This is a genomic window from Clostridioides sp. LIBA-2809, from assembly GCF_056688965.1.
In genome coordinates this window covers 2,080,594-2,100,753 of record NZ_CP197004.1, presented here as the reverse complement: position 1 = coordinate 2,100,753, position 20,160 = coordinate 2,080,594, and the positions used below count along the sequence as shown (strand labels likewise).

The following is a 20,160-nucleotide window of genomic DNA, read 5'->3' as shown; positions in this document are numbered from 1 at the left end:
TTTATAAAAATTTAACTATTTATTTTGATTAATATTTATTTCATATTTTAGCTCTACTCTTCTAGATGCATCTCTGTTTATACTCTTATATTCATTTTTTATAAGTTCAGCTTTTGATCTTCCTATTGCAATAATATGTCTAGTAACCTTATCTTTATATTTATAGTTACCAATCTCATCCCCTACTATATACTTTGCAACACTATATGCTCTTCTTTGAGATAAATCTAAGTTGTATATATAGCTTCCTACATCATCTGTATGACCTTCTATAACTATTTTTGATATATAGTCCCCATAATCTTTATAAATAGTTTCTATGTACTTTGGAACAAACATTTTTAACATTTCTTTAGCCTCTGGTTTTAAAACATCGCTATCTACATCAAACATAGTTCTTTCACCAAAAGTTACTTGACCATTAGCCTTATCTACTTTCACAGGCATACCACTTTTTTTTAAGGTCTCCTCAACAGAAGCATTGACATTTTTAGCTAAATCTTGCTCGACAGAACCTGAAATACTTTCTGAACTAAATAAGATAAGAATTACAACCATCAATACAGTTGATAATAAATCTGTAAATGTTGGCCAAAAGCTACTCTTTTCAAATTCTCTATTAACAGTTCTTCTATATTTATTATTCATTTAACTCATCCTCACCTATGACCTTTATTTCTTTATCTTCTATCTCATAAATCTCTTCGTTGAAAGGGTTAAATACACTATCAATATCATTTTTAAATAGCTCTTCACTATCAAGAGGAACTTCATCTTGCATAAAAGAGTTGTTAAACATAACATCTAATTTATCTTGAATATCTAAAGAGTTCTCAAACATTATATCCAGTTTAACTTGTAGGTCATCAGAAAATTTTTCAATAATGCTTGAAAGATTTTTTATTGAATCATCTAGAGTAAATTTTTCATCTAAAAGGATTTTTTGGTTTTGAGATATTTTATTTTCATGAGTCATTAATTTAGTTAATAAATCTTGAGCACTTCTTTCATATAAAGCAAATCCTGCATTTATATTTTTTATATAATCTCTAATTTTAAACTGGCTTTCAGTAGCATTGTATATATTTTTTGAAGATTCTTTTATGTCGAATAAAATCTCTTTATTTATATTATCTTGATTATCATACTTATCAAACAATTTTACAAATTTTACATTCAAAATATTAAACTGTTTATCTAATTTTCTTACGCTTTGGTCAAACGTCTTAATAGAACTTTGAGAACCTTCTAAAAGACCTTTTAAAGCTTCTATCCCACTTATAAATTCATCATTGAAGTCATTTAAATCTTTAGAAATTTTATCAAATTTTTCAATAGCCTCTATAGACTTGCTTATTTGTTTTATTGTATTTTTTACCTCTTCTACCTTTAAATCCATTCTTTCTGATTTAAAATGAGTTATCTCAGATGTCAGTAAATTTTCGCATTTTAACATTATCTGTATTAAGACATGCTCACAATCTTTTATCTTTGTAAAGTAACCTATAATTAGAGAAAACACAACTCCAAATATGCTTGTTGTAAATGCAGTCTGCATACTACTAATAGTTGAAGGAAGTGAATTTATAATGTCTTTAGTATCAACACATAAAAGCATTGCAGAAAGCCCAACAAATGTACCTAAAACTCCTAACAATATACTTATTGAAGATGAATTCTTTATGCTTCTAATCTTCTCTAACAGTGGCAAATTATTATGTTTTAAATCTGATACAACTTCTTCTATAAATGAAGTTATATTTACGTCTGAATAAGGATTTTCTTTACTATATGTATAGTAATCATTCCTTATCTTTCCATAAAATTCACTCGTTTTATGGTTTCTATTGATTTCCTCTAATTTTGAACTTACAAATGAGTATACTCTGTTATTTTCTATTATCTTAAAAACAGAATACACAGTTATTGCAAGTAAAAACAATATAGTTATTGGATTAGTAAATATTGACTCTATTAAATTCGTTATTATGTTACTCAATTTTATCCCCTACCTTATAATTTATTTATCTATAATTTATACGTACAAGTTACTAAGAAAATACGTAAATAAACAAAATATTTATATTATATTTATGAAAAATGGTACAAATAGGTCATATTGTTAATAACATAATATATACGAGCTAAAAGTTATAGGGGGTGGCACAATGAATGACAACATAGTAGAAGTTAAAAATATAAATATGAACTTCTACACTAAGGAAGGCGAGCTTGAAGTATTAAAAGATGTCAATTTTAACCTGAAAGAAGGGGAAATATTAACTTTGCTTGGTCCTTCTGGAAGCGGTAAATCTACAATTTTAAATATTCTTACTAATCTTTTAAAACCAACTAGTGGAGATGTAAAGATTACTGGAAATATTGGATATATGTTTCAAAAAGATAATTTGCTTGAATGGAGAAATATAATGGATAATATAACTATTGGCTTAGAAATTCAAGGCAAAAAAGATAAAAAATCTTTAGATAGAGTTGAAAGTCTTTTAAAGACTTATGGATTATGGGATTTTAGAAGCATGTATCCAAAAGAATTATCTGGGGGTATGAGACAAAGGGTTGCACTTATTAGAACACTTTCTGTAAATCCAGATATTTTACTTTTAGATGAACCTTTTTCAGCTCTTGATTATCAGACGAGATTGTTAGTTTGTGATGACGTTTATAGTATTATTAAAAATGAGAATAAGTCTACTATTTTGGTTACACATGATATTGGTGAAGCACTATGTATAAAAGTGCAACTTTAGAAAAATAAATAATTTTTCTTTAGCTTTTTCTTTATTACAATCTAATAAATCCCCTACAAACTTTGATATATCTATAAAATTATTTCTAATATAAATATCTAAGTGAAGATTATCAACAACAGTCACGCTTTGAAATTTTTTAAAATAATCCCAAAACGTTCAAAGACTATGCTTTGAAATATTTCAAAACATAGTCTTTTTTAAAATACGAAAATATATTATTTTTAGATATTACTATTATAATCCTTCAAATGCACTTCTTATTCTATTCATACATTCTTCTATAATTGGTCTAGGTGAAGCAACATTTATTCTTTCAAATCCTGCTCCTTCTTCTCCAAACATGTATCCTTCATCTAGCAATACCTTCGCCTTGTTAAACATTATATCTTCAAGTTGTTTTGCATCTAACCCATATCCTCTAAAGTCTAACCAAACTAAATAAGTTCCTTGAGATTTTATCATTTTTACTTTAGGCATATACTCATTAACAAAATCTTCTACATATTTAATATTGCCATCTATATACTCATTTACTTGATTCATCCAATCTTCACAATCATTATAAGCAACTTTAGTAGCAACTATTGCAAATGGATTGGGTAAGAATATGGCTAATTTAGCATCTGTTTCAAGCATCCATTTTTCTTGTAATTCTTTATTGTTGATTACTATATTTGATAATTGCATACCAGCTAAGTTGAAACTCTTACTTGGAGCTGTACAAGTTATTATTCTGTCCTTATAATCAGGGCATGCTACTTCTAATGGTATATGCTTTTCACCTTTACGAATAATATCACAATGTATTTCATCAGATATTATCCATAAATTATATTTCTTACATATATCTACTATTTTTCTAAGCTCTTCTTTTTTCCATACCCTACCAACTGGATTATGAGGGCTACATAATATAAAAACCTTATTATTTTCATCTTTAGCTAACTCTTCAAATCCATCATAATCCATAGAATAATGACCATCTTCAAACTTTAAAGGACTATTGACTACCTTTCTTTCATTATTAGTTATCTTAGCTTCAAAAGGATAGTATACAGGTTTTTCTATTATTATACCATCACCCTTTTGTGTTAATATTTGTATGAAAAATCCTAATGCAGGTACAACCCCTGGGCTAAAGAACATATTCTCTTTTTCTATTTTCCAATCAAATCTTCTCTTAAACCATCCGCATACAGCTTCATAATAATCATCAGTTTGTTGAGAGCTGTATCCAAATATTTTTCTGTCTATTCTTTCATGCATTGCATTAATTATCTCAGGAGCACATGCAAAATCCATATCTGCTACCCATAGTGGTAGTGCATCTTCTGAAGAGCCTGGCATAAATTGAGTCTTAAGATCATATTTAAGGCAGTTTGTTCCACTTCTATCTATTACTTCATCAAAATTGTATCTTACTTCAGTTGTTTCCATTTTCTTTCCTCCCAAAATTATTAAATATGTTTTATAACCAAACTTGTCCACCTATTCCTACTGGTATACCTATTGTCATCCAAACTACTACTAAAACTGCAAGCACTGCAAAGTATCCTATAGTGTAAGGTATCATGGCTGAGAATATAGTTCCCATACCTGCATTTTTATCGTATTTTTGAACTGTTGCTAAAAGTATTATAAAGAATGCATTTAATGGTGATAAATGATTAGTTACAGAATCCCCTAGTCTATATACAAACTGAGTAAATGCTGGATGTATGTTTAATTGCATTAACATTGGAACAAATACTGGTCCAAATATCATCCATTTTGTACTTCCACTTATAACAAATATATTTATAAATGCTACTAGTACTAAGAATAGCAGTATTATAGCTTGTGGTGGTAATGGCAATGAGTTAAGTAATGCTCCACCTTTTATAGCTAGTACCTGTGCTAGGTTAGATACCGAGAACAGTGTTAAGAACTGACCTATAACTATTGCAAGTACGATAAACGGTGTCATCGTTGCCATTGATTGACATAATATATCATTTAAGTCTTTTACAGTCTTAATTTTACCAACCTTCATTCCATACACAATCCCTGGTAAGAAGAATAGTATAACTATAAAGAACTGTAAGCAAGACATAAGCGGTGCCCCAAATATTAAAGATCCTTCTGGACTTCTTAAAAAACTATTAGCTGGTATACATAAAGCAACTAATAATGCTACGTAAGCTAATACTGTAAAACCTGCTGACTTTGCTGCTTTTGCTTGTTCTTTTGTAACCTCAAAACCTTGATTATCATCCATGCCTTCTGGCGTACCAGTATATTTACCTAATTTAGGTTCTATAAATTTAACAGTTACTATTGTTGATACTGTAGCTACTATAAATGCAGATACAAATAGTGCATAATAACTAGCTAATAATGTCATATCAAACGCAGGTTGAATAGTTTGAGCTGCTGATATAGTTATTGGTGTTAGCGTAACATCCCATCCACCAGGAATTACAGCTGTTGCAAATCCACCACCAACTGATGCAAATCCACAGAATATACCAGCTAATGGATTTCTGCCTAATCCATAAAATATTGCACCTGCAAGAGTTGGTACTAATACGAAAGCAGCATCACCAGCTTGATTAGCAAATACTCCTATAAAAGCTATTATAAATACAACCGCATTCCCCTTAACTTTTGATAAACTCATTTTTATAGCAGTTGAGAAAAATCCTGTTTTTTCACAAACTCCTGTTGCAACTGCCATAACGAGAACTACCCCAAGTACAGGGAAGTTTTGGAAGTTCTTAACAAATCCTTGCATAAATAGTATTAAACCTTCTGCACTTATTAAGTTCATAACTTCTACTAACTTGCCTGTAGCAGGGCTTATTGCTGAAAAACCTAAAAAGCTTGCCATTGCAGATAATGCTACTACTATCAATGTAATATATGTAAATAATGCTAGTGGATGTGGCATTTTATTTCCAACTCTTTCAATCCACCCTAAAAATCCTCCACCGCTTTTTTTCTTATCTTCCTTTAATGCACCTTGCATTTTTATCCCCCCATTTATAAAATTAGATTTATTTTAGTTATTATTTTTTATTTAAAAATTCAACTGCATATTTAGCCATAAATTCTAAACCTAACTTTAATGCATCTTCATCTATATTGTACTTAGGATGATGTTGTGCATATATTATTCCTTTTTTATTGTTACCTACCCCTAGATAACAATAAAAACCGGAATACTCTTTTAATATTTCACCATAACAATCTGATGCACATATTGGTTCATAAGGATCTAACTCTAATCCATCTATATTAGAAACTACTTCTTTAGCCATCTTAACTGCTTCTTCATCATTTACAACAGGTCCTATACCTCCAGTATGAGTAACCTTCACATCAACTCCGTAAACTTGTCCAACACCCTCACTTATTTGCTTTATAGTATCAAACACTTTTTTACCTGACTCTTCAGTAAAATGTCTGTATCCACCTATTACCTCTGCGCTGTTTGGAATAATATTTCCTATTGTAGTTCCTCCATGTATTGCACATGCATGTACAACACATTGTTCTAGTACACTTACATAATTAACTGGTATAGAGGATACTTTTAAAACTATATCGCAAGCTGGCTTTATCGGATCTATACTTTGATCTGGTCTAGAACCATGACCACCTCTACCTGTTATATCTATTCTCCAACCAGATCCACCAGCCATACGAGGTCCTGGTTCAACAGAAATTTTACCAGCTTCAATATTTGACCAAACATGAGTAGCTATTAATCTATCTGGCCCTCCATTTTCCTTAAAGTACTGTATTATCTCATTGTGTCCTCCACCAACTTCCTCAGCTGCTTGGAAAACTAATAATACTCTACCTTCTAAATCTTCTTTTATATCATTTAACATATGTGCAAGTCCTAGTAACATAGCTCCATGAGCATCATGTCCACAAGAATGCATTATTCCATCATATTCTGATTTGTATTCTACATCTGAATCTTCTTTCATTGGAAGCGCATCTATATCTCCTCTAATTGCAATTGTCTTACCTTCTTTTTTACCTTCTATCGTAGCTATTACAATATTTGGTTCAATAGATACAAAAGGTACCCCTATTTTTTGTAGTTCTTCCCTTATTCTTTGGGCTGTTCTTATTTCTTTAAAAGATAATTCTGGATACTTATGGAATTCTCTTCTCATCTGAATTACATAGTCTTCATATTTTTCACTTAATTGTTTTAAATTCATAACATCCCCCTAAAATAGTTATTATAATTTAAATATAGTTTAGATACTAAACTATATTTAAATAGTAGCACTACTTTTTCCTCATGTCAATATAAAACGTTTTCATTTTTGTTTTTCTCAATCTTTTTTATTTTTCTCTGCATTAAATCCATATATAACAGCATCTTTCTATTTATATCTCTATTTTCATCTTAATCTATTGAAATTTTTTTATTTGTAACAAATTATATAATACTAGATTCTAAACACCAAAAAAGTTTAGCAGTTAAACTTTAAACCACTAAACTTTTTAATTCTATAACTATTATATTTTTATCTTCATATAATATATACTTAATAACTACCTCCATATACTAACTATATATCATCTATTTCTTTCTATTTAGCTTCAATCTTAGCTATTCTTTTTCAGAATCATTATTTTCCTGTGGATATTCTTCTAATAAATTAATAAACAAATCAATTACTTTATAAAAACTATCTATTTCCTCTAATGTACATTCTTTGATTAAGTATTCAAATGTTCTTGTAACATCTATAGTATCATATAGCTTATGTGCTTTACTTAACTTTACTCCTGATGTCGTTGGATATAGTAATATAGTTTTTGCATTTCCTTCTTTCTTTTCTTTAGTTATATAACCTTTTTTCTCTAATTTAGATATAGTCTGAGATATTGCACCTTTAGTTCTATTCCACATTTTAGCTAATTGAGTTGGGCTTATTCCTGGATTTTCTTCAATCGCTGTTAGCATATGTACCTCAGCCATGTTTATAAGTTCTCCAGTTCCATAATCTTTAGGCTTATTGATAAAATCATTATATAATATTACAAATTTATATAATGAGTTTGATTTCGCTTTAAGATACAAAAAAATATCATTCATACTTGCTTGTTCTTTCTTTACTATCTCTTCCATATAGCGTCTCCTTTTAAGTCACTTGTTTCTATATATATTCTAATTGATAAGATTCTCTTTTTAGATATTATACCACATTAACTTTTATTTCAATCAATAAAGGAAACTATTGGAAAATTTTTATTACTTTAAACTTATAGTAATGTAATTTACCAATTATTCCATAAGATTTATTCTGTAATCTATACAAAATATTTTCTTATAAAATAAGACAGTGTTCAACTCTAGGAATGACAATAACTGTTTATTATCCTTGAACCATAAGGAGATACAAATTTACTTTCCTACTTCTTTTTAAATAGTTATACACTCTTCATAATTAAAAGGGGCTGTCTTAAAAGATAAGATAAGCTTCTTATTGTCGAAATTGTGAAAATATATTTGATTTCATACAAAAAGAGTGCCTCATGAACTAAAAAGTTCACTTTGAGACACCCCTTAATTATTGATGGTTTGTGTTTTAAATTATTTATTTGATTATTATTAACTTAGTTTAGTTTCTTGTTAATTTTGAGATGCCCAATCTGCTGGATATGTTACATATATAAATCTAGCATAATCAGGTACAGAAAATTGTATCTTACTTCCTTTTGGTATAAATATCAACTCACCTGAAGAAGCAGAAACCTTTCTTCCATCTATTACTATATCTAAAGTTCCATCTATTACATAATCTATTTCATCATAGTTTAGAGTCCAGTCAAAAGTAGTTTCCTTCATTTCCATCATACCACAACCTAATCTAGGACTTTCCTCTAATGTAAATAAATCCTTTGTATAAACTACATCATTAGGGTTTCCTGTGTCCAATCTATCGGATTCACTAACCTTTACTGTTGGTAACTTTATAGAAGTTATTCCACTAATATCTTTATTTCTAACAAAATCTACAGTATCTTTAGTTCCGTTTATTTTTTCTTCTATTATTTGTCTTACTAATGTTTCAATTAAATTTTTATCTATATTTGCTATATCCATCTTATGCATTCTCCTTTTTTAGTGTCTTATTTGCGATAAGCATAGCTAATAATACTGCTGTTATACCACCAACCAATTTAGCAACTATCATTGGTGTTATCATATTAGCATTAAATCCCGCTGTAAATCCTAAGTGATCTCCAAATACGAATGCTGCCGATACAGAGAATGCCACATTTATTATCTTACCTCTATTATCCATATCTTTCATCATACCAAACATTGGTATACAGTTAGCCAAACTTGCAACAAGCCCTGCCGCTGATACATCATTCATTCCAAGAACTTTCCCTAAAGCCATTAATGGTTTGTTGAACACTTTTGTTATAACAAATACTAATGGAAATGCCCCTGCTAAAACTATTGCTATATCTCCTACTATTTCTATACCTTCACCTATTGGTTTCATTCCAGGTATTACAACTATTCCTGTTAATGCTTCAACTATTGCTGCAGCAAGTCCTAGAGTTATAACGATTACTACACCTTTTCCAAAGTATGTGAACCCCTTTATCATAGCATTTTCAAACTTCAATAATCCAAGTGCTATAACTACTGCAAATATTATTATTGGCACTAAGTTTCTAAGAACCATCATTACTTCAAATCCTGCAACTAATCCACCAACGAATGCTCCAATAGGTATCGTTATTATCCCTGCAAGTATTCCTGTTGCTAAGAATTTTTGGTCTTCTTTTTCTATTATTCCAAGTGCAACTGGTATTATAAATACTATTGTAGGTCCCATCATAGCACCTACTATTAATCCACCAAATAATCCGGCATTGGGGTCTTTTGCAAGTTCAAGAGCAAGTGGTGCACCACCCATATCATTAGCTAATAAACTTCCCGCAAACATAGCTGGGTCAGCTCCAAGCATATCAAATACTGGTACTACAACTGGTCTTAATACATCAGCAAGTACTGGTGCTAGACATATAACACCAACCATTGCAACTGCAAGTGAACCCATCGCCATTATACCTTCTTCAAATTGCTCTCCAAGACCAAATTTATTGCCTATACATTTATCTATAGCTCCAAGTACCATGAAGACTACCATTACATAGATTATAATTTCGTTTATACTCATAATTCCCCCCATTATTTTATTAGACTTGTTATTATTTGACTGTCTACTGATGATATTACAGTCTTATAGATTATTTCTTTTTCTTTTACAACATTTTCACTTTCTTTTAATGCATATTCTAAACTACTTAAATCTCCTGATACTATATATACTAATTTTCCACCTATAGCAAAAGATAATTGGAGTTTTACCAATACTAAGTCACCTGATTTTAAAGTCTTATCAAGCATTTTTATTCCAGCACATACTTTACTACTTTCAACAACACCTATAGAGACTATATTATCTAATGCCTGGTACTTATTTTTAAATCCATTTAATATTTCTTGTGAAATTGAATTTATTACAAAATTATCTACAATGTATCTTTCTCCAAGCTCCATTCCATAATTTATACATTCATTTACATAAGAAGTTTCTCCACCTACTATTATTAAAAATTTACCTGGACAAATACTCTTTAAATATAGTACATCAACTGAGGATTTTTTTACCATTTCATTAGATACTTCTATACCTTTAGCTATACTTTTAAACTCTATAGCACCTATGCTTTTATTCATCAAATACCTCAAATGAATCAACCACTCCAACTATAGTTGCATCTACTGGAACATGCTTTTTTTCAATAGACTCTCTTGCTGAGGAACCTTTGGATATAAGAACTAAGTCTCCATTTCCTGCTCCCGCATTATCGGCTGCAACCATGAAGCCTTCTTTGTATGTGTCTTTAGTTTTTAAAATCTTTACTACTAAAAGTTTTTGACCACACAGTTTTTCATCTTTTCTTGTAGCCCAAACATTACCTACAACTTTTCCTATATCCATAAAATTACCTCCTTACATTTTCTTTAGCTTGAGATGGTGTATTCTCATGAAGTCTACTGCTAATGGAGTTATTATACTTTTTTTATTAACCAATATATTCTTAACACCATTTATAGTAGGTTTTCTTAAATCAGCTTCTGATATAAGCTTTTTATTTCTTAAATCTAAACTAAATTCATTATCTATATTTGTATTCTCTGTATTGATTAAACTTATAGAGTCTTTATTTAAACTTTGTTTATTTTCGCTTTCAAAGCCTATATCACTTGATATTCCACTTTGTGTACTTAACTTACTTTTAGCTACAGTATTTAAATCTTTTATAATTTCTACACCAAATTTACATATTTCATCTTCAAATGATATAAATTTTTTATATAATGCTTTTGGTGCAGTATTTTTATATTTTTTGTATTCAATTCCTTCGTCTAAGACATATACTTTTTTACCCTTCATAATCATTTTTAGTATAAATCTTTCTTCTTCACTTGTTGAATTTCCAAGCGCTAAGTTTGATAATCCTCTCATACAAAGCTTTGAAACTATCACTATTTCACATTCTTTTACACTTTTATCAAATTCTACTATTTCAAGTTCATCTTTTAATACGTTGAATTTACTGATATCCTGTTCAAATACAATTACAGCTTTAGGCTTATTAGATACTTTTAGTTCATCGTTATTTATCTTTTTATAGATTTCTTCCATTATTAAATCTATAAGATTATCATAATTCATATTAAATCCTCCCTAGAGGTAATCTACATAGCAGATTAAATTTATGCTTTCTTTATTATTTTAGCAACAGTTCCCTTAGAATAACCACATGCATTGGCCTCATCATAATCTATGTGCATGTAAGTTTTAAAATTGTCACTAACTCTTATTACTACATCATCAAATGTTAAAGGTCTCTGACCCATAACCTTAGCTTCAACTATTTCTTTATCACATACATTGAATTTTTCAGCATCATTAGGAGTCATATGTATATGTCTTTTAGCAACCATTAACCCCTTGTTAAGTTCAACTTCACCATGTTGTGTTGATATTTTAATACTTAAAGTACCTTCTAAGTCTCCGCTTTGTTTTATAGGAGCTTTTAATCCAAGAGTTGAACCATCTGTTAAAGAGATTTCTACCTGAGTTTTTTCTCTACATGGCCCAAGTACAACTACATTTTTTATACTTCCTTTAGGTCCAGTTATTGTAACTCTTTCCTTACAAGCATATTGACCTGGTTGAGATAAGTCTTTTAATTTTGTAAGGGTATAGCCCTTTCCAAATAGCTTATCTACATCTTCTCTACTTAAGTGAACATGCCTTCCTGATGCTTCAACTTCTATAAACGCTTCCTTTTTAACTCTATTTATTACTTCTTCTACTATTTCGTTTAATAGACTCTCCATTACATCCTCCAACTACTTATACTTATTAGTTCTAATTTTATATATCATTATCCAAAATACAGATGATAATCTATTAAGTGCCCTTATTAAATCTTCTCTATGAACATTTCCATACTCACCTTTAAAAGCTTCATAAGCTGCAAGTTCAACCTCTCGTGTATTACTTCTTATACTATTTATAGCAACTACAGCTTCACCCATTTCATAACTTGGGAATTCGTGTCCTATGCCAAAATATTTTTTTGGATAGTGAGATTGTTCTCTAAGTTCTTGTGGAGTTAATCCTAAAAGTTTAAAGTCTTCTAGTTTTTCTTCCAAAACTTCACATCTCATTATATTTCTTACAAAGTCTAATACCTCTTGTAATTCCTTAACAAGCTTTGGCATATCTAGCTTTTGACAAAGAACTTGAGTTTTTAGTATTTCTGATTCAAGGGAATCTATTTTACCTCTTAGTATTATTCTTTTATGGTCTTTAAAAACTAAAAGATTTCCATATAATTGAGTCATATGTTCTGGCTTTTCATCCAATTTAGCACCAAATATAGTAGTATATTTATACGTTTTCTCTTTAACTACTTCTTTTATGACTTCTTTAGGTTCATTATTTATAGCTGAAAGTTTATCAACATATTTAAGTTCAATACTTCTCTCAGCTAAATAAGATTTTGCAGAAGGCGTTATTATTTGTCCTTTTTCTATATAAAATTCAGTTATATTGTCTTTGTTTTTTCCAATTTTTCTTTTTACTTCATTTTCTGTTAAAACACCCATTTTATCACATCTCCTATTAGATGTATAAAAAAGACTACCTCAAAATACATTGAGTTTATTGTAAGACTCATTTTTGAGATAGCCTCTTTTTTTAATCAAAATTTAAATTTTAAAAGTATGTTTATATTACTCAGCTGATACTTTTGGTAATATAGCATCTACTTCAAAATGTGGTCTTGGTATAACATGAACTGATATCAGTTCTCCAACTCTCTCAGCAGCTGCAGCTCCAGCATCTGTAGCAGCTTTAACAGCTCCAACATCTCCTCTTACCATTACAGTAACTAATCCTCCACCTACTTGTTCTTTTCCTACTAATTGCACGTTTGCAGCTTTAACCATTGCATCTGCTGCTTCTATCGCTCCTACTAATCCTTTAGTTTCTATCATTCCTAATGCATTTGCACTTGCCATAATCTTATCCTCCAAAAATTTAATATTATTTTATAGTTTGTATTTTTAGAAATCTATAGTTATAAACTATAAATTTCATTGTTTATTTTAGTTATGCTAGTTCTTTGACTAATCTTTGAACTAAAAGATTTATTAATTCTTCTTTGTCCATTGAGTCAAACATTGATTTTTCAACTTGAGATTTACTTCTTCCAAGTTCTTCTATTTCTTTGATTCCATAAGCCACTCTTTTAATATTTATCAAATCAAGTGGACCCACATTGTTTGAAGTTGAGCTTCCACCTATTGCACCACAACCAAGTGTTAGTGCTGGTATAAGGTTTGTTGATGCACCTATTCCTCCAAGTGCTGAAGGAGTATTCACAAGTATTCTTGATACTGGCATGTTAAGAGCAAATCTTTTTACCAATTCTTCATCATTTGCATGCATTGAGAAAGTGTGTCCAGCACCTTCATTTAACAGTATTTCTCTACATCTATTCATAATAGCATCCACATTATCTTCAACATAGAATGCGAGTATTGGTGTAAGTTTTTCTCTTGAATAGGCTACATTATGGCCAACTTTAGTTTCTCTTGCAATTAGAACTTTTGTATTTTTAGGTACATTTGTAAGGTCTGCTAAATTCGCTATTACTTCAACACTTTTACCAACTATTTGTGGATTCATAGTACCATTAGCTCTTAATATAAATTTTGCTAATCTTTCACTTTCTTCTTCATTTAAAAGATATGCACCTTGATTTTTAAGTTCTTTTAAAACAGTTTCTTCCATAGACTTTTCTACTACTATTGATTGCTCTGATGCACATATAACACCATTATCAAAAGTTTTAGAGTCTATTATTCTCTTGACTGCTAATTTAACATTTGCTGATTTATCTATAAATGCTGGTCCATTTCCAGGCCCAACTCCTATAGCTGGTGTTCCTGAAGAGTAAGCAGCTCTAACCATTGCTTCCCCTCCAGTTGCTAATATTAAGTTTGTATCCTTATGCTTCATTAATTCGTTTGTTCCAACTATACTTGGATTAGTTATACATAATATTGAATCCTCTGGTGCTCCAGCATTTATAGCTGCCTCATTTATTATTTTAACTGTTTCAAGTATGCATTTTTTTGCATTTGGATGTGGGGAGAAAACTATAGTATTTCCTGCTTTTATAGATATTATGGTTTTATATATTACTGTTGATGTTGGGTTTGTTGAAGGTATAAGCCCTGCTACAACTCCAACTGGTGTAGCTATATCTATAGTGTTTTCTTTTTTATCCTCGCCAATTATTCCAATAGTTTTTGTATCTTTTAAAGTTTCATAAACTCCCATAGATGCAAAAGTGTTTTTAATTACTTTGTCTTCCCATTTTCCAAATCCAGTTTCTTCATTTGCCATTTTAGCTAACTTAGTAGCATTATTAAATGCTGCATCTGCAATAGACTTTACTATTTTATCTATTTGCTCTTGGCTCATTTTAGAAAGTTTCTCTTGAGCCACTTTAGCCCTTTTTACAAGAGTTCTGACTTCTTGTATAGATACTAAATCTTTATCTAAAAGTGTCATAACTATCTATCCCCTCTGCTAAGCTTTTTAACTAAGTCTATTAACTCTTCTTTTTTAAGAATATTTAAATCCTTATAAGTTATTGAAGAATCTAACTTCTTAGCCATAGCTTTAAGTTTTTTCACACTGTTTTTTGATAAATCATCTTTATCAAAATCAATATTTTCTATTTTAACTTGTTCTAATATTTCTTTACTAGAATTAGAATCTTCTATTTTTTCTTTATTAATTTCAGTTAAACTACCATCAACTATTTCTATTTCATTGTTGACTTTATCTATATGGCTATATAATTTTTCATTATCTTTTTCACTATTTTCAGTGCCATCTAAAATTACATTATCTTTTTCTGATATAGTACTTTCTAATGTATTTTCAAAATTTCTATCTATCTTTTCTAAAGCTTCGCACACTTTAGATTCTTCCTTTTTAAATAAAATATCTGTTACTTCATTATGAATTCTTGGTATAATATGTGATGCTCTTAATGTACCAACTCTTGAAGCTGCCATTTCACCTGCTTCTAGAGCAGATTTAACAGCACCAACGTCTCCACATATTGTTAAAGTAACAATACCTGCTCCAACCTTATCGATTCTTACAATGTTAACATTTGCAGATTTTAAACAAGCATCAGAAGCTTCTATCGCAGCAACATATCCTATTACTTCTATTAAACCTATAGCCTCCATCTAACTATCCTAGAATCCTGTTGGATTATCTGCAACTGATTTTACTGCTTCGGCAAATGCATCACATGCTGCTTTACAAGCTGACTGAGAACCTGTAAGTAATGCTCCACCAAAGTTTGTTTCAGTTGGAGGTGCAAATAATTCACACATTTTAACATCTGCTGCCTTCATCGCTGCATCTAAAGCATACATTGCTTCAAGTGGTGGTGCTACTAAATAAGCTAATGCCTCACCTTCTCTTATTCCTGCTACTTCTGAAAGGTATGTTCCTGTTCTTGATACACAATGAGCATAATATGCTATTGAATCATCATCATTTGCACTTATAAAAGTTGCTCCATACTCCATAAAATCAACTACTGCATTTAATCCACTTCTTACTTCAGCTGGACTTGGTCCTGCTATTATTCCTAACACTTCACCAGCAAGTTTTGTTGAAGCATTTGCTGCCCCTGCATACATTGATTTTGCATATACTACATCAACTTCTGAAGCTTTAGTTGCTTCATCAAGAGCTGTGTATGTAACATCATCACAGTCTGCTGTTATTAAGCCCAAGCTTTTATGATGTGCTTTTAATTCTAGTTTTTGTGCCATTTCTGGACTTATATTCGAAATTATTTTAACTCCTAGTATATTAGGACGAATCATATCGTTTTTCATATTCTACACTCCCTCGACTTTATTTAAGGTCTATTCCTGAAGCTTTTTTGTCTAGCATAGTTTTTATAAGTTCAGCTATATGAGCACCTGCCTCAACTGCAGTTGTTCCACCTTTGTGAATATTTGATATAACTGTTCTTTTTGCTTCTGCCATTCCTATATATGGCTTATATGCTATATATGCTGACATTGATTCAGCAGTAACCAATCCTGGTCTTTCTCCAACCAACATACATATAACTTCACAACCTAATTTTTCACCTAAGTGGTCCATAGCACCAACTCTACAGTGTTTAACAAATAAAAGTTCACTTGAGTCTATGCCATACATTTTTAGACCTTGTTTTATAGCAGGCACACAATCTTTTAAGTTTGCTTCTATAGCGGCTGAACTAAGTCCATCTCCCACTAATATTAAAACCTTTTGATTTGTTCCAAATTTAGATTTTATACTGTTTATAGTTTCTGGAGAGAATTTTCTTCCTAGGTCTGGTCTAGTTAAGTATTCATCTTTATCTTTACATAAAGTTTCTACTGCAAACATATTGTTTTCTTTTATAAATTCTTCATCTACGTAAGAAAATACAGCATCTTGTGCAGCAGCATGGTCTGCTCTAAATCTTAAAACTGTTTCTGTCTTATATCTTGTACCAGCTCTTCCTATACCTAATCTTGCAGGTGTTTTAGCTTTCATATCTAAGTAAGCTTCTGCATCCTTAGGTTTTTTTACTAGTAATTGCTTTCTTATATCAACTTCTGTTATATCATCTATAAAAGCATCGTTATCAATTATAGTTTCAGTTGCTTTCTTAACAGTTTCAGATACAACATTAGTATCTAATTCTCCAACCATTTGTCCAACTAACTGTTCTACTAATGCTTTTAAATCCTTCTCATTCATACTAAATACCTCCTATCCTAATAATATAGATGCGTCTCCTGCTAACTCTGTTAACTTACCATCTTTAGAGAATCCCATCTTTTCCATCCAAGCATCAAATTCTTTTATTGCAGTCAATCCAAACATTTCTCTAAGTGATGCTGTTTCATGGTATCCTGTTGTTTGGTAGTTAAGCATAACATCATCTCCATGAGGTATTCCCATAAAGTATGTACATCCTGCTGTTGTTAGTAGTATAGCTAAGTTTTCCATATCATTTTGGTCAGCCTTCATATGGTTAGTGTAACAAACATCAACACCCATTGGTAATCCATGTAGTTTACCCATAAAATGGTCTTCAAGTCCTGCCCTTACCACTTCTCTAGCATCATATAAATACTCCGGCCCTATAAATCCAACAACTGTATTTACTAAGAATGGTTCATACTTTTTAGCGAATCCATAACATCTAGCTTCCATAGTAACCTGGTCTATTCCATGATGTGCTTCTGAAGAAAGTTCTGAACCTTGCCCAGTTTCAAAATACATAACATTAGGTCCAGTAGCTGTACCATGTTTTAAAGCTAGTTGTCTGGCTTCCTCGATAGTATCACCATTAAATCCAAATGCTTCATTTCCCTTTTCAGAACCTGCTATAGATTGGAATATTAAATCTGCAGGGGCACCATTTCTTATAGCTTCCATTTGTGTTGTAACATGTGCTAATACGCATGTTTGAGTTGGTATTTGATATTTTTGTTTTACTTCTTCAAATCTTTTTAACACTTTAGTAACACTTTCAACTGAGTCGTCAACTGGGTTTAAGCCAAGTACTGCATCTCCTATACCAAAAGTTAAACCTTCAAGAAGTGATGCAAGTATTCCATCTGGGTCGTCTGTAGGATGATTAGGTTGAAGTCTTGCTGATAATGTACCTTGTTCTCCTATAGTTGTATTACAATGAGCAGTAACTTTTATTTTTTTAGCAGCATAAACTAAGTCCATATTTGACATTAACTTTGCAACTGCTGCTATTATTTCAGAAGTTAATCCTCTTGATATTCTTCTTATATCAAGACTTGTAGTATTTGAATCTAATATCCATTCTCTAAGTTCTGATACTGTCCATCCTTTTATTTCTTCATAAACTTTTTCATTTACAGCATCTTGTATTATTCTTGTTACTTCATCTTCTTCATACGCTACTGCAGGATTATTTCTTATATCCTCTAGCTTTATGTGTGATAAAACAACCTTTGCTGCTATTCTTTCTTCAGCTGATTCTGCTGCAAGACCTGCTAATTTATCTCCTGATTTTTCTTCATTAGCTTTAGCCATTACATCATATAAGCTTTTAAACTGATAAGTACGTCCAAATAATTTTGTCTTTAAAATCATTTACTTACCTCCTTCTATTAATTAAAAACTAATGTTTTTATTACCACAGGTAAAACTTTACCTTCCACTATAGGTTTCCCAATGTCAATATAGTCTCCATTTTCGACCTTGACACTGTCTATACAAACAATTTCTTTTTCATAATTTAACAATGCATATATTGCTTGACCTAATACTTTTGCCATATCATTTTCAACAATTACTACAAAAGGCAAATCATTTTCTATGATTTGTTGCATTCCATCCACAAATCCTTTGGCATATTCTTGTATATCTGAAAAGGCTGGATTTTTCTTGCCTATCATAGCTATAGCAACTTTCTGTAAATCATTTTCTAACTTAAACCAGTTAAGTTTATTTTTTATAGCTTCACTGATTTGTTTTGAAGTACCTACTTCTTCATCCATTGATAATTTTAAAACTGGCAAGTTTTTAAGTGGAAAATTTTCACTAGTATATGTTATTGTGCTTCCACTTACCTCAGTAGTATGAGAACCTGCACCAACTACTGTAGCTCTTATTGTCTCCATGGACTTGACTATATTCACTTTTTTAAGGTATTCACAATTTTTTATTGCTTGACCAAGTAAAATTCCTAAATCACCATATTCAAAATAATCTTTTATTTCTCCATCATAGTAAATATAATCAGCTACCCCACCTGAAAATGAGACATTCTTAATATCTTCATCTATATTGATTGATTTATTAGTTATTATAAAATCAAATAAAGGTGTCTGAGTTTTTAATCCTATACTTTCCATTAATAAGTCAACCATTATATTAACTATTGGTTTTGTATTTTCTATTGTAGCTACAGTTCCCACTTGAAGATTTAAATTATTATCTTTTATGATTTTATCTATTTTAGGTGATATATACGTTATTTCTTTACTTATTTTATCTACTTTTATAAGCCTTCCACCTATATCTAAGCATCCAGTATCAGTTACTTCTCCTCTTTTAAATGAGGCTATATTACTAGTTCCCCCACCTATATCTATATTTACAATTGTAGTCGAATGTTCTTTTGAATAAATATGAGCTCCAGCTCCTTTACCTGATATTATACTTTCTAGGTCAGGACCTGCTGTTGCAACAACAAAATCTCCTGCAAATCCACTTAAAGTATGAAGCACATCATTTGCATTTTCTTTTCGGGCTGTTTCTCCAGTTATTATTACTGCTCCTGTATGTATATCTACTTTAGATATATTTGCTTTTTTATATTCACTTTCAACTATTTCTTTTATTTGCTGTCCATTTATTTCATTATTTGAGATAAGGGGAGTGAAATAAACCTTACTTTTATAAATAATTTCTTTGTCTACTATACTTATCCTAGGCACTGAAAAATTTGATTCAGTATTTTCTACTATTAACTTAGAAAAAATCAACTGAGTAGTACTTGTTCCAATGTCAATACCAACACTTAATAACTCTTCTCTCATTTTCTCACCTCCTAAAGTTTAAGTATGTCTTAAACAAGCAAAGAGGCTTAAAGCTATAATAAATATCTGTTAAATTGAATATATATTTACAAGTTTTATAAATACATTCAA

Annotated in this window: 21 protein-coding genes; 1 reads left to right on the top strand and 20 read right to left on the bottom strand. The window is 30.5% G+C overall.

Annotated features, from left to right (window positions below; genetic code table 11):
- Positions 1 to 15: 15 nt before the first annotated feature.
- Positions 16 to 648, bottom strand: a complete 633-nt coding sequence (locus ACTG44_RS10095) for an OmpA family protein (protein WP_479921670.1) — start codon at positions 646 to 648, stop codon at positions 16 to 18.
- Positions 641 to 1,999: a hypothetical protein gene (locus tag ACTG44_RS10090; protein WP_479918742.1), complete on the bottom strand. Its 1,359-nt coding sequence runs from the start codon at positions 1,997 to 1,999 to the stop codon at positions 641 to 643. The genes ACTG44_RS10095 and ACTG44_RS10090 overlap by 8 nt, the downstream gene beginning before the upstream one ends.
- A 169-nt stretch (positions 2,000 to 2,168) precedes the next feature.
- On the opposite strand from ACTG44_RS10090, the gene ACTG44_RS10085 reads away from it, so the two are divergent.
- A complete protein-coding gene (locus ACTG44_RS10085) occupies positions 2,169 to 2,768 on the top strand; it encodes an ABC transporter ATP-binding protein (RefSeq protein WP_479921669.1) in 600 nt (199 codons plus the stop codon).
- A gap of 237 nt (positions 2,769 to 3,005) precedes the next feature.
- On the opposite strand, the gene ACTG44_RS10080 is transcribed toward ACTG44_RS10085, so the two are convergent.
- The 18 genes from ACTG44_RS10080 to eutA form a co-directional block, all read right to left on the bottom strand.
- A complete protein-coding gene (locus ACTG44_RS10080; RefSeq protein WP_021384689.1) occupies positions 3,006 to 4,208 on the bottom strand; it encodes a MalY/PatB family protein in 1,203 nt (400 codons plus the stop codon).
- 31 nt (positions 4,209 to 4,239) lie between these two features.
- Entirely contained in the window at positions 4,240 to 5,778 is a 1,539-nt protein-coding gene (locus ACTG44_RS10075; RefSeq protein WP_479918740.1) for an AbgT family transporter, read from the bottom strand.
- Positions 5,779 to 5,818: 40 nt separating this feature from the next.
- Positions 5,819 to 6,988 (bottom strand): M20 metallopeptidase family protein, encoded by a 1,170-nt coding sequence (locus ACTG44_RS10070; protein ID WP_479921668.1) that lies wholly within the window; start codon positions 6,986 to 6,988, stop codon positions 5,819 to 5,821.
- Between the two features lie 398 nt (positions 6,989 to 7,386).
- Entirely contained in the window at positions 7,387 to 7,908 is a 522-nt protein-coding gene (locus tag ACTG44_RS10065; RefSeq protein ID WP_021384704.1) for a MarR family transcriptional regulator, read from the bottom strand.
- A 504-nt stretch (positions 7,909 to 8,412) separates the two neighbouring features.
- A complete protein-coding gene (locus tag ACTG44_RS10060) occupies positions 8,413 to 8,886 on the bottom strand; it encodes a cupin domain-containing protein (RefSeq protein WP_021384692.1) in 474 nt (157 codons plus the stop codon).
- A 1-nt stretch (position 8,887) separates the two neighbouring features.
- Positions 8,888 to 9,979, bottom strand: coding sequence for an ethanolamine utilization protein EutH (gene eutH / locus ACTG44_RS10055; protein WP_021384683.1), 1,092 nt, complete (start codon positions 9,977 to 9,979; stop codon positions 8,888 to 8,890).
- Between the two features lie 11 nt (positions 9,980 to 9,990).
- Positions 9,991 to 10,542, bottom strand: coding sequence for a BMC domain-containing protein (locus ACTG44_RS10050; protein ID WP_479920255.1), 552 nt, complete (start codon positions 10,540 to 10,542; stop codon positions 9,991 to 9,993).
- Positions 10,535 to 10,807: a EutN/CcmL family microcompartment protein gene (locus ACTG44_RS10045; RefSeq protein WP_021384701.1), complete on the bottom strand. Its 273-nt coding sequence runs from the start codon at positions 10,805 to 10,807 to the stop codon at positions 10,535 to 10,537. The genes ACTG44_RS10050 and ACTG44_RS10045 overlap by 8 nt, the downstream gene beginning before the upstream one ends.
- A gap of 12 nt (positions 10,808 to 10,819) precedes the next feature.
- Complete coding sequence (locus ACTG44_RS10040) at positions 10,820 to 11,545, bottom strand: TIGR02536 family ethanolamine utilization protein (protein ID WP_479918738.1); 726 nt, start codon at positions 11,543 to 11,545, stop codon at positions 10,820 to 10,822.
- Positions 11,546 to 11,586: 41 nt separating this feature from the next.
- Positions 11,587 to 12,216: an ethanolamine utilization phosphate acetyltransferase EutD gene (gene eutD, locus ACTG44_RS10035; RefSeq protein ID WP_021384702.1), complete on the bottom strand. Its 630-nt coding sequence runs from the start codon at positions 12,214 to 12,216 to the stop codon at positions 11,587 to 11,589.
- 12 nt (positions 12,217 to 12,228) lie between these two features.
- Positions 12,229 to 12,990 carry a cobalamin adenosyltransferase gene (locus tag ACTG44_RS10030; RefSeq protein WP_021384703.1) on the bottom strand — a complete coding sequence of 254 codons (762 nt, stop codon included), beginning with the start codon at positions 12,988 to 12,990 and terminating at the stop codon, positions 12,229 to 12,231.
- A 126-nt stretch (positions 12,991 to 13,116) separates the two neighbouring features.
- Positions 13,117 to 13,404 (bottom strand): ethanolamine utilization microcompartment protein EutM, encoded by a 288-nt coding sequence (eutM, locus tag ACTG44_RS10025; RefSeq protein ID WP_003423991.1) that lies wholly within the window; start codon positions 13,402 to 13,404, stop codon positions 13,117 to 13,119.
- A gap of 91 nt (positions 13,405 to 13,495) precedes the next feature.
- Complete coding sequence (locus ACTG44_RS10020; RefSeq protein WP_021384695.1) at positions 13,496 to 14,965, bottom strand: acetaldehyde dehydrogenase (acetylating); 1,470 nt, start codon at positions 14,963 to 14,965, stop codon at positions 13,496 to 13,498.
- A gap of 2 nt (positions 14,966 to 14,967) precedes the next feature.
- Complete coding sequence (locus ACTG44_RS10015; protein ID WP_479921667.1) at positions 14,968 to 15,657, bottom strand: BMC domain-containing protein; 690 nt, start codon at positions 15,655 to 15,657, stop codon at positions 14,968 to 14,970.
- A gap of 9 nt (positions 15,658 to 15,666) precedes the next feature.
- Positions 15,667 to 16,320: an ethanolamine utilization microcompartment protein EutL gene (gene eutL, locus ACTG44_RS10010; protein WP_021384681.1), complete on the bottom strand. Its 654-nt coding sequence runs from the start codon at positions 16,318 to 16,320 to the stop codon at positions 15,667 to 15,669.
- A 19-nt stretch (positions 16,321 to 16,339) separates the two neighbouring features.
- Positions 16,340 to 17,221 (bottom strand): ethanolamine ammonia-lyase subunit EutC, encoded by an 882-nt coding sequence (eutC, locus tag ACTG44_RS10005; RefSeq protein WP_479921666.1) that lies wholly within the window; start codon positions 17,219 to 17,221, stop codon positions 16,340 to 16,342.
- Between the two features lie 12 nt (positions 17,222 to 17,233).
- Positions 17,234 to 18,598 carry an ethanolamine ammonia-lyase subunit EutB gene (locus ACTG44_RS10000; RefSeq protein ID WP_479921665.1) on the bottom strand — a complete coding sequence of 455 codons (1,365 nt, stop codon included), beginning with the start codon at positions 18,596 to 18,598 and terminating at the stop codon, positions 17,234 to 17,236.
- 17 nt (positions 18,599 to 18,615) lie between these two features.
- Positions 18,616 to 20,049 carry an ethanolamine ammonia-lyase reactivating factor EutA gene (eutA, locus tag ACTG44_RS09995; RefSeq protein WP_021384700.1) on the bottom strand — a complete coding sequence of 478 codons (1,434 nt, stop codon included), beginning with the start codon at positions 20,047 to 20,049 and terminating at the stop codon, positions 18,616 to 18,618.
- Positions 20,050 to 20,160 lie beyond the last annotated feature (111 nt).

Coding starts and splice junctions, on each gene's coding strand:
- ACTG44_RS10095 (WP_479921670.1), bottom strand. CDS start 648: ATGAATAATAAATATAGAAGAACTGTTAATAGAGAATTTGAAAAGAGT.
- ACTG44_RS10085 (WP_479921669.1), top strand. CDS start 2,169: ATGAATGACAACATAGTAGAAGTTAAAAATATAAATATGAACTTCTAC.
- ACTG44_RS10080 (WP_021384689.1), bottom strand. CDS start 4,208: ATGGAAACAACTGAAGTAAGATACAATTTTGATGAAGTAATAGATAGA.
- ACTG44_RS10075 (WP_479918740.1), bottom strand. CDS start 5,778: ATGCAAGGTGCATTAAAGGAAGATAAGAAAAAAAGCGGTGGAGGATTT.
- ACTG44_RS10070 (WP_479921668.1), bottom strand. CDS start 6,988: ATGAATTTAAAACAATTAAGTGAAAAATATGAAGACTATGTAATTCAG.
- ACTG44_RS10065 (WP_021384704.1), bottom strand. CDS start 7,908: ATGGAAGAGATAGTAAAGAAAGAACAAGCAAGTATGAATGATATTTTT.
- ACTG44_RS10060 (WP_021384692.1), bottom strand. CDS start 8,886: ATGGATATAGCAAATATAGATAAAAATTTAATTGAAACATTAGTAAGA.
- eutH (WP_021384683.1), bottom strand. CDS start 9,979: ATGAGTATAAACGAAATTATAATCTATGTAATGGTAGTCTTCATGGTA.
- ACTG44_RS10050 (WP_479920255.1), bottom strand. CDS start 10,542: ATGAATAAAAGCATAGGTGCTATAGAGTTTAAAAGTATAGCTAAAGGT.
- ACTG44_RS10045 (WP_021384701.1), bottom strand. CDS start 10,807: ATGGATATAGGAAAAGTTGTAGGTAATGTTTGGGCTACAAGAAAAGAT.
- ACTG44_RS10040 (WP_479918738.1), bottom strand. CDS start 11,545: ATGAATTATGATAATCTTATAGATTTAATAATGGAAGAAATCTATAAA.
- eutD (WP_021384702.1), bottom strand. CDS start 12,216: ATGGAGAGTCTATTAAACGAAATAGTAGAAGAAGTAATAAATAGAGTT.
- ACTG44_RS10030 (WP_021384703.1), bottom strand. CDS start 12,990: ATGGGTGTTTTAACAGAAAATGAAGTAAAAAGAAAAATTGGAAAAAAC.
- eutM (WP_003423991.1), bottom strand. CDS start 13,404: ATGGCAAGTGCAAATGCATTAGGAATGATAGAAACTAAAGGATTAGTA.
- ACTG44_RS10020 (WP_021384695.1), bottom strand. CDS start 14,965: ATGACACTTTTAGATAAAGATTTAGTATCTATACAAGAAGTCAGAACT.
- ACTG44_RS10015 (WP_479921667.1), bottom strand. CDS start 15,657: ATGGAGGCTATAGGTTTAATAGAAGTAATAGGATATGTTGCTGCGATA.
- eutL (WP_021384681.1), bottom strand. CDS start 16,320: ATGAAAAACGATATGATTCGTCCTAATATACTAGGAGTTAAAATAATT.
- eutC (WP_479921666.1), bottom strand. CDS start 17,221: ATGAATGAGAAGGATTTAAAAGCATTAGTAGAACAGTTAGTTGGACAA.
- ACTG44_RS10000 (WP_479921665.1), bottom strand. CDS start 18,598: ATGATTTTAAAGACAAAATTATTTGGACGTACTTATCAGTTTAAAAGC.
- eutA (WP_021384700.1), bottom strand. CDS start 20,049: ATGAGAGAAGAGTTATTAAGTGTTGGTATTGACATTGGAACAAGTACT.